The following is a 13,182-nucleotide window of genomic DNA, read 5'->3' on the forward strand; positions in this document are numbered from 1 at the left end:
ATCAAAAATAAATGGGGCTATCTCAAAGCCAACTTAACTTTACGCTTCTGCCAACACCCTAAGCCGTCGGGCAACGTTTCATTAATTAACAAATAGGAATGGCTGACGTGGGTCACTTTGCCATTGTTGCGTCCGAGGTATTGCCCCGGCTTCACTTTATAAACGGTGCCGTTGGGTGCTTGAACGAGACCAGAAACCGTATTACCCATGCCCATAACTCCTTTCAAACGTAATTGGCTTAATGGGAATTTTTCTAATTTGCCAGTGCGCCTTCTTGAAGGCGGTTGCCAGCAATCTTTTCTTGCAACGGGCTGAGTGGCGATCGTGGCTTCTTTTGGTAACTCAAAGGGCGCACGCTGTACTTCAGGTGCGTACGTGACGGCAACATACTTATCTGCAGGCTTAAGTTTCTCGACATCTCGACGCGCCTGACTCTCCACCCCTCGAATAAAATCCGTTAATGACTCATCATTCGCCTGACATCCAAGTAGCAGAGACCCCATCAGTACCAGTAACAAATGCTTACTTGTCATTGTTCGTCTCCTCTGGCTTAAACTGATAGGTATTGGCTCGTACCCTAAAGTGCAGAGTTTCACTTTCTTGGCTGACACGCTGCCAAGTCACATCTTTAAACGTGATGATTCGAGGTAGCGTTGCTATCGCCTGAGAAAAATGTCCGATGTCATGAAAATCCCCCGTTAACTCAATGTTTAAAGGAAGACGATAGAGGAAATGCTCTGATTGCTTTTCACCCCAGTCGATACGGGTAAAGGTCAACTTATTGTCGATACCGAGTTCATTCACCGAAGCGAGCATCGTAGCCAACTCTTTTTGCGCGGGCAGTTGTTGTAGCAATAATTCGTAACGCGTGGTGAGTTCATCCAATTGAGATTGAAGCTGAGGCAATGCTGCTACTTTGTTCGCTTTGATCTTCAATGCCACCTTGAGCGTCTGCTCCTGCTGGACCAAGTTATTCAATTGCTCTTCTTTTGGCTTAAGGTAAAACCAATAGCCAAAACCTTGAATTAGGAAAATCAGCAGCGCGATAACCACAAGCTGAGGCAACAATGGCCACTCTGCCATTTCATCTATTTCGAGATCCTGCCAATCAACCATGCTGGGCCTCCACTTTCTTCTCCGGCACTTTGAACATGAAAGACACTTTGAACGTTTGGAACTCTTTTCCAAAACGCGCTTTTCCGTGAACGATGGAGTGCATTTCTACATCATTCAACTTGGCCGAACGCTCCATGTTGTCCAGCATCGTGGCAAGTTTTGGTGTGCTATCAGAGATCCCTGAGATCTCAATTTCCAGATCATTCATTTTGATCTTGTCGACATATACACCTTCAGGAATGACGGCTGGCATCAAGTTCATAAACTCGGTCGTTTTGTTTCTACCGTTTTGTAACCCTTCAACCACTTTTAAACGTTCGAGGATTTTGCTGTGCTCTTGCTCGGCGATTTTCATTGCTTCAATACGCTGGTCGAGCTCAGCAATGTAGTGAGTAAGGTAATCAAGCCGCTCCTGCTGCTGATCTTGTTGGTACTCAAAAAACTTTCCAATACCCCATTGAATACCAATGGCAACCAACATGCCTAACGCGACCAAGCTAATGAAACGACGTCGGTGCTCTTCTCTTTGGCTCTCTCTCCAAGGAAGTAAATTAATGCGATAAAGCACGCGCACCTCCTAGCCAATGAATGCCACGAATCGCGAGTCCTGCGGCTGTAGAGAAATGCTGCCAATCCGCGGCACGACGTTTACGTTTGGACACCTTCATTTCAAATAGCCCTAGCGGGTTTAGCAATTCACACTCTAGTGACAGTTGCTGAGATAACTCTTCCGCGAGCATTGGTGTCGAAGCTCCTTCCCCTGATAACCAGATACCTTTGATATTTTGCGAGCCATTAATTGAGGTGTAGAGCTGCATCTGACGTTTCACCCGTTCCACGATTTGGCGATTAAACAGCTCTGTTTTCTCCTGAGCATCATCGGACATCAAATCATCTTGAACAGGGCTGTTTGCTCCTCGAGTGCCGCAAGCAAACTCTTTGTGAAACAGCTCACCTTGTTCGGTAAACATGGTAAAGGAGCTCGATGAGGTGCCAATATCGAGTAAGCAGTACTTATTTTTGTCAGGAAAGCGATCGGCGGTGAGCTTCCAGATATGACCAAGACTTTGTGAATGCACGTCCACTAAAACGGGTTTTAGTCCGGATTTTTGTAATGCATCCACGCGACTATCGACCACATCTTTTCTTGTCGCAAACACTTGATAGTTATCAGTCCCACGCAACCCATCTTCGGCACGAAGACGGACGAAGTCTAAACTCAGCTCTTCGACAGGGAATGGCGATTGATGAGAAAATGCCTGAATCACAGCAAACTCAACTTCGCTATCTTCAAGGTTTTGTTCTATTTGCAGTTTTTTACTGATCACCGAATTATCAGGCACTGAAATTGCGACCTTTTTAGCACCAAAAGGCAGTTCTTTTTTAATCAGCTTTAGGGTCTTTACAATTTCTTGATGATTTATAGTGTTATTTTCAGCGACAATACCTTCCTTTAGTAATATTTCTTTGTAACCCAACAGAGCGTAATTGTTGCCTGTGGGTTTAAGTACTACGGCTTTGAGGCTGTTATGGCCTATATCGATGCCGGTAACGATTAGCTTATCCATCTCTTACTCTCGCTCCGAAATTTCTTCGTGCAAAGGTTGTTATTAGCACCCAAATAAGAGTTAATATCTCTATGTGCTAAATTTTTGACCTAAGAGTACAAGGGTTTGCCGTTACACAGCCTCAACCAATCAGGGATTCTCCGGTGAAGTTCATAAAGCGTTTATTATTTTTAACATTGATTTGCATAATTCTTGGAGTCACCACAATATTTGGCTTCTATCAGTACGTGAAGCCTGAATTGCCAGATGTTGCAACTCTAAAAGACGTTGAATTACAAACACCTATGCAGGTGTTTAGTCAAGACGGGAAGCTGATCGCACAGTTCGGTGAAAAGCGTCGTATTCCTGTTACTTATGATGAAATTCCTCAAGACTTAATTCATGCGCTAATCGCAACCGAAGATAGCCGTTTTTACGAACACCCAGGTATAGATCCTATCGGCATCACTCGTGCAGCCGTTGTAGTTGCGATTTCAGGTTCAGCTAAGCAGGGCGCAAGCACCATTACGCAACAGCTAGCGCGTAACTTCTTCTTATCTAATGAGAAGAAGATCATGCGTAAGATTAAAGAGATTTTCATTGCTATCCACATTGAGCAGCTTCTGAGTAAGCAAGAAATCATGGAACTTTATGTCAATAAAATCTTCCTTGGTTACCGCTCATATGGTTTTGGTGCGGCCGCTCAAGTTTACTTTGGTAAGAGCCTTGATGAATTGACGTTAAGCGAGCTTGCGACACTCGCAGGGATGCCAAAAGCGCCATCAACGATGAACCCAATTTACTCTCTTGAGCGTGCGACAAAACGCCGTAACGTCGTGTTAATGCGAATGCTTGATGAAAAATACATCACGCAAGAACAGTATGACGAAGCACGCAACGAACCTATCGTGGCACGTTACCACAGTGCTGAAATTGAACTTTCCGCTCCTTATGTGGCGGAACTAGCTCGTGCATGGGCCGTGAAAGAGTACGGTGAAGAAGAAGCCTATACCTCTGGCTTGAATATCTACATGACGGTGGACTCTAAACTGCAAGATGCCGCGAATACATCCGTGGTAAATAATCTGCTGTCATACGATGAACGTCACGGCTACCGCGGTGCGGAAAAAGTGCTTTGGAAAGAAGGTGAAACCGCTTGGAACAGCGAGCAAATAGAAAAGCATCTTAAGAAGCAACCAACTTATGGTGACCTTTATCCTGCCGTCGTGACAAAAGTCGATGATAAGACTGCACAAGTTTGGGTTAAAAACCATGAAGAGCAGACCATTCCTTGGACTGGAATGCATTGGGCACGTAAATACATCACCGAAAACCGCCAAGGCTCAACACCAAAATCAGCGCATGATGTGCTAGCGACAGGTCAACAAGTTTGGGTTCGCGAAGTGAGCGAAGCCAATGAAGATGACAACACGACACAAAGCTGGAAACTGAGCCAAGTGCCAACAGCGAACACCGCGTTTGTCGCGATGAACCCGGAAAATGGTGCGATATTGTCGTTAGTGGGTGGCTTTAACTTTGTTCATAGTAAGTTTAACCGTGCCACTATGTCAGTGCGTCAGGTTGGCTCAAGTATCAAACCATTTATCTACTCAGCCGCAATTGACAAGGGACTTACCTTAGCCACTCTGATCAACGATGCGCCAATTAACAAATGGGACGCAGGTTCTGGTTCGGCTTGGCGACCTAAAAACTCACCACCAACCTATGGCGGTCCAACTCGCCTTCGCCTCGGCTTAGCTCAGTCAAAGAACGTGATGGCAGTGCGTACGCTGCGTGAAGTAGGCCTTGATGAGACTCGTCAGTACCTTACTCGTTTTGGTTTTGATATTAACCAAGTACCACGTTCAGAGACCATCGCGCTCGGTGCTGGTAGCTTAACACCAATGAAAGTGGCACAAGGCTACTCTGTATTTGCGAACGGAGGTTATTACGTCGAACCGTTCTACGTAGAACGCGTGGAAGATGCATTCGGTGAAGTGCTGTTTAAAGCGAATCCAAAGAGCGTTTGTCATAAGGATTGCCCACAAATGAGCGATGAGCCAGACAATCGCTATGCCGATGAGTTTGGCGAACAAGACGTCGCGATTGATGGTTTGGCAACAGACAACGCACTGGAAAATGATGAACCTCAATATGCTCCACAGGTTATCTCTGAGCAAAATGCATTCTTGATGCGTGAGATGATGTACAGCAACATTTGGGGTGGTGGTAACTGGCGTGAAGGTACGGGGTGGAACGGTACTGGCTGGCGTGCACAAAAACTGGGGCGTCGTGATATCGGTGGTAAAACGGGTACAACGAATGACTCCAAAGATGCTTGGTACAACGGCTATGGTCCTGGTGTTGTTGCCATTGCTTGGGTTGGTTTTGATGATCACTCACGCGCACTTGGTCGCACAACGGTTAATAGCAACCTAGGCAAAGGCCAAATTTCTGGTGCTGAATCGGGTGCGAAAACCGCAGAACCCGCTTGGATTGACTTTATGCGCGTTGCACTAGAAGAAACACCTGAGCAAGGTAAAAATATTCCAGATAACATCATTCGTGTTCGTATTGATCGCAACACTGGCATGCTAACGCACAAAGTAGACAGCACATCGATGTTCGAATACTTTGAAAAAGGCACTGAGCCTACCGAATACGCTGGAGACCGTTTGGAAGACAGTATTTATTCTTCCGGCTCTGGCGCAGAAGAGCTGTTCTAAATCACTAAAGCAAAAGGGAGAGCATTCGCTCTCCCTTTTTTATGTCGGCTTTTACGCCGCGGCGTTCAATGAAGGGTAAGAAGCCAATACTTCTTTAATCTTCGCCGCCAAAGCTTCAAACCTTGCACGCAGTGGTGAGCCTGGGCGATATACAAGCACTATATTGCGCGAAGGCGTAGGGTTAACGGCTGGTACATAGCACACGCCATCTTTTTGCTTCTCATTAGGGATAGAAAGCTGAGGCAATAACGTAATCCCTGCACCAGCAGCGACCATATTGCGTAGTGTCTCCAAACTGGTTGCCTTAAAGCGTTCGTCGTCTTTCGCTCCGGCAGCAAAACAGAAACCTAACGCTTGATCACGCAGACAGTGACCGTCTCCTAGCGCTAAAACGGTTTTACCATTCAGCTCCAACATATCAACATGGTCGAGAGAGGCCCACTCATGATCACATGGCACCGCAACGCTTAACGGCTCGTTATACACTTCGATTTCTTTAAAAGGTGCCGTTTCATCAACCGAAGCCAAGACCAAGCAGTCCAATTTACCTTCTTCTAATTGACGCACCAACTGATGTGTTTGAGCTTCGTGCAGGAACAGCTCCAGTTCAGGAAATGCTTCTTTTATCTGCGGCAGAATTTTGGGTAGTAGATACGGACCTACCGTCGGGATGAAACCGATATGCATAGGCCCAGTCATTGCTCCGCTCTGACCACTCGCCATATCTTTAAAAGTTTTCACTTCACTTAAGATACGCTTAGCTTGCTCCACCAACTGCAACCCTGAATCGGTAAACAAAACGCGACGGCTGCTTCGCTCTAAAAGCGTGGTACCGAGTTCATCCTCTAGCTTACGAATTTGTCCACTCAATGTTGGTTGGCTAACAAAACATGCTTCTGCCGCTTTGCGAAAGTGCTTATGTTCCGCAAGTGCAACTAAGTACTCAAAATCTCGAATATTCATAACTCACAATTCGCTTCTTTTAACAATAGCTAATACCTATCAAAACCATAACACCAAACGATTAGAGCTATCAAAGGATTTTTACAATAATGGGCTCAACAGAACGAAACAGAGCAAAGAAAAACGCTAAGCTCTATACGCATAATTTAAAATAGTTAAAGGAAATCATTATGTTTGTATCTAAAGAAGGTCAACAAGTCCCTCAAGTTACTTTTCCAGTTCGTCAAGGTGACTCTTGGATGAATGTAACGACTGATGAGCTATTTAAAGGTAAGACCGTTATCGTATTTAGCTTACCGGGTGCATTTACTCCAACCTGTTCATCAAGCCATCTACCTCGTTACAACGAATTGTTCCCTGTATTTAAAGAGCACGGAGTGGATGAGATTATTTGTGTCTCAGTCAATGATACGTTCGTGATGAATGCATGGAAACAAGACCAAGAAGCAGAAAACATCACCTTTATTCCTGACGGTAATGGTGAGTTCACCGATGGCATGGGCATGTTAGTGGATAAAAACGACATCGGCTTTGGCAAACGTTCATGGCGTTACAGCATGCTAGTAAAAGACGGCGTAGTGGAAAAAATGTTCATTGAGCCAAACGAACCTGGCGACCCATTCAAAGTGTCAGACGCAGACACCATGCTGAACTACATTGCGCCAGACTACAAAACGCAAGAGTCCATCACGGTATTCACTAAGCCAGGCTGCCCTTTCTGTATGAAAGCGAAACAAAACCTGATTGACCACGGTCTTCAATATGAAGAAGTGATTCTGGGTAAAGACGCAACGACAGTTAGTCTACGAGCTATATCTGGTCGCACGACTGTTCCACAAGTCTTTATCGGTGGCAAGCACATCGGCGGTAGCGAAGAGCTAGAAGCGTATCTAGGCTAAGCTGTCCATAGCCTACACCCTCGGTCTCCGGTGCCTTTGGCTCGGAGGCCAACCCTAACTCACTTCTTCTACTAGTCTAGATAAGTAGTCGTCTACCGATAAGGTGACTCCTTATACAGATTCAACGACCCAATTCACTCTCCAAGCTCAATGTAGCTAGCTTGGCTTAAAAACAAAAAGCGAGAGTTCACGATGAAACAAGTTAATGTCGACGTAGCGATTATTGGTGGTGGTACTGCTGGTCTTGGCGCTTATCGAGCAGCAAAAGCTCATACTAATAGCGTAGTAATGATTGAAGGCGGCCCTTACGGAACAACCTGTGCTCGCGTCGGTTGCATGCCTTCTAAGCTGTTGATTGCGGCCGCAGAAAGTGTCCACCAAATCGAAAAAGCGCCTGGATTTGGGATCCATCCGCAAGGTGAAATACGCATTAACGGACAAGAAGTCATGGATCGTGTAAAACGCGAACGTGATCGTTTTGTTGGCTTTGTGCTTGAAAGCGTCGAGGATATTCCCGCAGAAGACAAGTTGTCAGGTTACGCGAAGTTTGCCGATGATCATACACTTATCATAGATGACCATACTCAGGTCGCCGCAAAACGGATTGTGATCGCGACGGGCTCTCGTCCTGCCTATCCAGCAGCTTGGAATGAGTTGGGTGACCGTCTCGTAATTAATGATGATGTCTTTGATTGGGATGATTTGCCTGAGTCCGTTGCGGTATTTGGCCCCGGAGTGATCGGACTTGAACTCGGTCAAGCATTGCACCGCCTAGGGGTGAAAGTGAAGCTCTTTGGTCTTGGTGGTCAAGTTGGTCCACTGACAGATCCAGAGGTGATGGCTTACGCAGATAAAACTTTTAAAGAAGAGTTCTATCTTGATGCCGATGTAAAAGTAGAAAGCATGAAGCGCATACCATCATCGAATACAGCAGGCGCAGACAAAGTTGAAATCCAATTCATTAACCACGACGGTGAATTAGAAACCTTTATTGTTGATTACGTTTTAGCAGCCACTGGACGACGTCCTAACGTAGATAAGCTAGCGATCGAGAACACCAATGTAGCATTAGATGAACGCGGTGTACCAACCGCAGATCACTACACATTGCAAACCTCCGTAGAGAGTATTTTTATTGCGGGTGATGCAAGTAACCAAGTTCCACTGCTGCACGAAGCCGCTGACCAAGGTCGCATTGCTGGTGATAATGCTGGTCGTTTCCCGGATATTCGTGCAGGTCTGCGTCGTTCGCCAATTTCAGCTGTATTCTCCGATCCGCAAATAGCTATGGTCGGTGAAACTTTCAAACAACTGGAAACTCGCTTAGGAAGCTGTGGTTGTTTTGTTACTGGTGAAGTCTCGTTTGAGAATCAAGGACGTTCGCGTGTCATGCTACGAAACAAAGGGATGTTACATGTCTATGGCGAGCAAGGTACTGGACGCTTTTTAGGTGCAGAGATGATGGGGCCTAACGCAGAACACCTCGCGCATCTTTTGGCTTGGGCACACCAAAATAGAATGACGGTTTCTGAGATGCTAGATATGCCCTTCTATCATCCAGTGATCGAAGAGGGTGTCCGCACCGCTCTACGTGATTTGAATGCAAAACTACACTTAGGGCCAGAAATGGTGAAACATTGCCTTGACTGTGGGCCTGGTTGCTAACGCTTTCATGCTCAATCGAGCCAGTCTTTACATACCAAACAAAACAGAAAGCCTCGTGATTAACGAGGCTTTCTGTTGACTACTTTGAGGCGATTACATAAGTACTACACTGCCATCATTGCGTAACGACTTACCATGATGATCGCGACTACACCGATCGTAAAAAAGCCACCAGCGATACTCAGCGCAAATTTCAATTCTGTCGACATGATTATTTTTCCTATTAAAGACTGACAGCGCACCATACATCAATCACGTGCCACATAAGCTCTACAAAGCTAACTTTCCATTTTTGGTTGTGTTCCTGCGCTCTAAGCTGCGACAAAAAACGCTTTCTCTCTTTGTGTTGGGTATATAATCTGAAGCAACACTGATGCCTTGGAAAACACTATGACTTGTCGCCGTTGCGAGGAACATTGGTTTTGGAAAAAGCTTGGGCGTTGCCAACGATGCTTGGATCAGTTAACGGTGCTTTCGGTACTGTGCTGGATTGTGTGGTGGTTTGCGTTCAAAGATGATCCACAAAGCATCGAGTCGATCGCTTTGATCTTTGCTGGTTTCGCTTTCAATATTTTATTGTTTTTGCATTTATGGATGCGTTTTGTCATCTTGCCGTGGCAACGTCGGCGAGGACGAAAAGAGACGGATAAAAAAGAGTAAAGTGGCAGATAGAAAAAAGCCCCAAAACCAATATCAGTTCTGGGGCTCTCTTAGATTCTTCTAAGAAAAAGCAGTGGTACTTTAATAGACCGAGCTTCCTCTCAAAGGTTCCAAATTTTTTCGATTTTTTTAGCAAATACTGATGTAAGTGAATCAGAGAATAACTATGTCATTGAATGCTAATAAAATCACTCCGAAATTTCAGCTCATGCCACATACGATTTTTGGATCACTTGCTCCATTAAATTGATCTCTAGCGCCACTTCATCACACGCGTGCTGACGTGGACACTGATCGCAATCTTTCAAGACTTTTTCTGGCAACAGCGACTTCGATGTTGGTAAGAAGCTCTGCTTCATAAAGAACTCTGGCGTTCGAGTGAGGACAAAGACCTTCTTTATCGCCATTTGACGTGCTTTCTCAACCAAGTGATTTACGATTGCACTGCCCTGTCCTTGACCTTGCCAGCCTGCTTCGATACCAAGAGAGCGTATTTCAGCCAACCCTGAGTCATACACATATAGAGAAGCGCAACCTGTCACTTCACCATGATGCTCAGCCACCGCGAAGGAGCCAATATCTCTCACGAGCTCATTACGAGAGCGGGGTAGATTCTCACCGAGATTCGCCCAATAAGCCACCATGCCCTCTAGTGTTTCAATGTCCGTCAAACGTGCAGGACGCACTTTCACTGCCGAGCTGTCACGCTGGCTCAGACGTTTATCCGCTTGCTCTACCGCATAAGCGACTTGGTGAGGCGAAACGCCACCCAGCGCACAACGTTTTTCCAAACAAGACTCTATTGTCAGAATGTCATACACATCATCTTCAATCACCTCAGAGAAGGTTTTTAGCTCTTGCAGAGACAATTCTTCCAGCGCACAGCCTTTATCAATTGCCCCTACCACCGCTACGCCCACAATATGGTGCGCCTCACGGAATGGGATGCCTTTCGCCACTAAGTAATCAGCTAACTCAGTCGCGTTCGCATACCCTTGCTTCGCAGCTTCAAGCGTACGCTCACCATTCACTTTAATGCCATCAAAACACAGCGCTGCCATTTCCATGCAATCATTCCATGTATCTAACGCATCAAACAACCCTTCTTTATCTTCTTGCATGTCTTTGTTGTACGCCAATGGTAGGGCTTTCACTGTCATCATCATGCTCGATAATGCGCCATAGACACGCCCTGTCTTACCACGGATCAACTCAAGTGCATCCGGATTTTTCTTCTGTGGCATCAATGACGAACCAGACGTCACCGTATCCGCTAACTCAATAAAGTTAGACTCCCCTGAGTTGTAGAAGATCATATCTTCTGCAAGACGAGAAAGGTGCAACATAGAAATCGAGGCCACCGACATCAGTTCCATCACATGATCACGATCCGAAACCGAATCGAGTGAATTACGCGTAGCGCGGTGGAAACCAAGGTTATGAGCTAATTGTTCACGATCAATCGGATAAGCCGTGCCAGCTAAAGCACCCGAGCCAAGTGGACAAGTGTCGAGACGCTGTAAGGCATCATTCAGACGAGAGTAGTCACGCTCGAACATTTCAACATAAGCCAAACACCAGTGAGCAAAGGTGACAGGTTGAGCTCGCTGAAGATGAGTATAGCCAGGCAATACAGTGCCTTGGTGCTGCTTAGCAACATGAACCATTTGTGCTTGCAGACGATCTAAAGCAATCAACAGTTGCTGGCCTTGCTGACGACACCAAAGTTTTAGGTCTGTCGCTACTTGGTCATTACGAGAACGCCCAGTGTGGAGTTTTTTACCTAAATCTCCCACTTTACTAATCAGCTGCTGTTCAACCCACGAGTGGATATCTTCTGCATCTGAGCGAAGAATTTGGTGAGGATCTTCCATCACTTCTAACTTCAGCTCGTTTAAAGCAAGTTCCAGCTTTTGCTGTTCTTCTGCCGATAGAACATCTACAGAAAGCAGAGCTTTAGACCATGCGATTGAACCTACGATGTCTTGCTCAGCCAATCGGTAGTCAAAACGCAACGAATCGTTAAACTCTTTAAATCTAGTGTCTGCCGCTTGGGTAAATCTTCCGCCCCATAATGCCATTGCGTTTCTCCTGATGACTATTGCTTACTCTAACGTTCTCGAATGAGTAGTAACCAATTTGATGGTCATTTGCTCACTTTTTCTTATGGGTCAACGTTACGGCAATTTCGACAAAAAATAAAGTATAAATTCAATATTTTTACATATATATTCAAAAGGAATGTATTTGCATCTTTGTGCTCATAGACTTAAGCCAACAAAAAAGACCTGCCAATAGCAGGTCTTTACTCAATCCGAGATGTGGAGAGATTATTTCTTCTGGCTGTTCAACGCACGGATACGGCTTGATAGCGAGTAAAGACGGATGAAACCACCCGCATGGCTTTGGTCGTAAACCTCATCTTCACCAAAAGTTGCGAACTCTTCTGAGTACAAGCTGTTGTCAGAACGTTTTTGCGTTACCGTGGCTTGGCCTTTGTAGAGCTTAACAACCACTTCACCATTCACGTCTTGCGCTAGCTCTTCTGAAGCGGCAAGGATCGACTTACATAGCGGCGTAAACCAACGACCATCGTACACAAGGTGAGACGCTTTTAGCCCCAGCTCTTCACGGAATTCGAATGATGATTTGTCTAGCACGAGCTGTTCAACGGCACGCAGCGCTTCCATCATGATGGTGCCTCCCGGTGTTTCGTAGCAGCCACGAGATTTCATTCCTACTAGACGGTTTTCAACGATATCGATACGACCAACACCGTGCTTCGCACCTTTTTCGTTTAGATAAACCAACGCGTTGTATGGTGTCATCGCTTCGCCATCAACTTCGACCACCTCACCTTTTTCTACTTTCAGCGTGACGTATTCCGCTTCGTTTGGTGCTTGCTCTGGGTCTACAGTCCATACCCAGCAATCTTCGTTTGGTGCGTTCCACGTATCTTCTAGGACGCCACCTTCAGTGGAAATATGCCATGCATTTGCATCACGTGAGTAGATCTTAGTAAGAGACGCTGAACAAGGAATGTTACGCTCAGCTAGGTAATCCAAACATTCTTCACGGCTCACTAGGTCCCATTCACGCCAAGGGGCAATCACTTGTAGATCTGGTGCTAGTGCTGCGAATGCACCTTCGAAACGAACTTGGTCATTACCTTTACCTGTACAGCCGTGACACAATGCGTCCGCGCCCACTTTACGTGCGACTTCAACCTGTGCTTTAGCAATAATTGGACGCGCCATTGATGTACCCAGCAGGTACTTACCTTCGTAGTACGCGCCGGTTTTTAGCGTTGGGTAAATGTAATCCGCCACCATCTCTTCTTTCAGATCAGCGATGTAACACTCAGAAGCACCTGAAGCTTTTGCTTTCTCTTCAATACCTTCTAGCTCTTCTGCGCCTTGACCAACATCGGCAACGAAAGCAACGACTTCACAATCGTAGTTCTCTTTTAGCCACGGGATAATTACTGAGGTATCTAGACCGCCTGAGTATGCGACTACCACTTTATTTACGTTCACTTTGCTCATCTTTCTTCTCCAAACTTAACTGGCGCTGCGCTCGGCGGTCAGTGCCAACTACTACTTCCTA

General features: G+C 45.9%; 11 protein-coding genes. 4 read left to right on the top strand and 7 right to left on the bottom strand.

What is annotated here, in order from left to right; translation table 11 throughout:
* Positions 1-17: 17 nt before the first annotated feature.
* The 4 genes from NL644_RS22495 to pilM are packed head-to-tail and all read right to left on the bottom strand — an operon-like array spanning position 18 to position 2,684.
* Positions 18-533, bottom strand: coding sequence for a pilus assembly protein PilP (locus NL644_RS22495; RefSeq protein WP_005395715.1), 516 nt, complete (start codon positions 531-533; stop codon positions 18-20).
* Entirely contained in the window at positions 523-1,116 is a 594-nt protein-coding gene (locus NL644_RS22500; protein WP_012841351.1) for a type 4a pilus biogenesis protein PilO, read from the bottom strand. Before NL644_RS22500 ends, NL644_RS22495 begins: the two co-directional genes overlap by 11 nt.
* Positions 1,109-1,684, bottom strand: a complete 576-nt coding sequence (locus NL644_RS22505) for a PilN domain-containing protein (protein WP_253658812.1) — start codon at positions 1,682-1,684, stop codon at positions 1,109-1,111. The genes NL644_RS22500 and NL644_RS22505 overlap by 8 nt, the downstream gene beginning before the upstream one ends.
* Positions 1,668-2,684: a type IV pilus biogenesis protein PilM gene (pilM, locus tag NL644_RS22510; protein WP_005395718.1), complete on the bottom strand. Its 1,017-nt coding sequence runs from the start codon at positions 2,682-2,684 to the stop codon at positions 1,668-1,670. Before pilM ends, NL644_RS22505 begins: the two co-directional genes overlap by 17 nt.
* A gap of 143 nt (positions 2,685-2,827) precedes the next feature.
* On the opposite strand from pilM, the gene NL644_RS22515 reads away from it, so the two are divergent.
* A complete protein-coding gene (locus NL644_RS22515; RefSeq protein ID WP_048626702.1) occupies positions 2,828-5,389 on the top strand; it encodes a penicillin-binding protein 1A in 2,562 nt (853 codons plus the stop codon).
* Positions 5,390-5,440: 51 nt separating this feature from the next.
* On the opposite strand, the gene oxyR is transcribed toward NL644_RS22515, so the two are convergent.
* Positions 5,441-6,352, bottom strand: coding sequence for a DNA-binding transcriptional regulator OxyR (oxyR, locus tag NL644_RS22520; RefSeq protein ID WP_005395720.1), 912 nt, complete (start codon positions 6,350-6,352; stop codon positions 5,441-5,443).
* Positions 6,353-6,522: 170 nt separating this feature from the next.
* Here oxyR and NL644_RS22525 point away from each other — a divergent pair, with 170 nt between their 5' ends.
* From NL644_RS22525 to NL644_RS22535, 3 genes are all read left to right on the top strand, one after another.
* Entirely contained in the window at positions 6,523-7,251 is a 729-nt protein-coding gene (locus NL644_RS22525) for a redoxin family protein (RefSeq protein ID WP_005395721.1), read from the top strand.
* A gap of 192 nt (positions 7,252-7,443) precedes the next feature.
* Positions 7,444-8,916 carry a dihydrolipoyl dehydrogenase gene (locus NL644_RS22530; protein ID WP_253658813.1) on the top strand — a complete coding sequence of 491 codons (1,473 nt, stop codon included), beginning with the start codon at positions 7,444-7,446 and terminating at the stop codon, positions 8,914-8,916.
* Between the two features lie 390 nt (positions 8,917-9,306).
* Positions 9,307-9,576, top strand: a complete 270-nt coding sequence (locus NL644_RS22535; protein WP_012841349.1) for a DUF3624 domain-containing protein — start codon at positions 9,307-9,309, stop codon at positions 9,574-9,576.
* A gap of 206 nt (positions 9,577-9,782) precedes the next feature.
* On the opposite strand, the gene argH is transcribed toward NL644_RS22535, so the two are convergent.
* Both argH and NL644_RS22545 read right to left on the bottom strand, forming a co-directional pair.
* Entirely contained in the window at positions 9,783-11,657 is a 1,875-nt protein-coding gene (gene argH, locus NL644_RS22540) for an argininosuccinate lyase (protein ID WP_253658814.1), read from the bottom strand.
* Between the two features lie 249 nt (positions 11,658-11,906).
* A complete protein-coding gene (locus tag NL644_RS22545; protein WP_065645889.1) occupies positions 11,907-13,121 on the bottom strand; it encodes an argininosuccinate synthase in 1,215 nt (404 codons plus the stop codon).
* Positions 13,122-13,182 lie beyond the last annotated feature (61 nt).

Source organism: Vibrio sp. Y10_XG_PY6 (assembly GCF_024181795.1).
In the GTDB taxonomy this organism is placed as follows: Bacteria; Pseudomonadota; Gammaproteobacteria; order Enterobacterales; family Vibrionaceae; genus Vibrio; species Vibrio diabolicus.

Excerpts from the sequence above, each read along its gene's own strand:
- NL644_RS22495 (WP_005395715.1), bottom strand. The coding sequence starts at position 533 with ATGACAAGTAAGCATTTGTTACTGGTACTGATGGGGTCTCTGCTACTT.
- NL644_RS22530 (WP_253658813.1), top strand. The coding sequence starts at position 7,444 with ATGAAACAAGTTAATGTCGACGTAGCGATTATTGGTGGTGGTACTGCT.
- pilM (WP_005395718.1), bottom strand. The coding sequence starts at position 2,684 with ATGGATAAGCTAATCGTTACCGGCATCGATATAGGCCATAACAGCCTC.
- argH (WP_253658814.1), bottom strand. The coding sequence starts at position 11,657 with ATGGCATTATGGGGCGGAAGATTTACCCAAGCGGCAGACACTAGATTT.
- NL644_RS22535 (WP_012841349.1), top strand. The coding sequence starts at position 9,307 with ATGACTTGTCGCCGTTGCGAGGAACATTGGTTTTGGAAAAAGCTTGGG.
- NL644_RS22545 (WP_065645889.1), bottom strand. The coding sequence starts at position 13,121 with ATGAGCAAAGTGAACGTAAATAAAGTGGTAGTCGCATACTCAGGCGGT.
- NL644_RS22525 (WP_005395721.1), top strand. The coding sequence starts at position 6,523 with ATGTTTGTATCTAAAGAAGGTCAACAAGTCCCTCAAGTTACTTTTCCA.
- NL644_RS22500 (WP_012841351.1), bottom strand. The coding sequence starts at position 1,116 with ATGGTTGATTGGCAGGATCTCGAAATAGATGAAATGGCAGAGTGGCCA.
- oxyR (WP_005395720.1), bottom strand. The coding sequence starts at position 6,352 with ATGAATATTCGAGATTTTGAGTACTTAGTTGCACTTGCGGAACATAAG.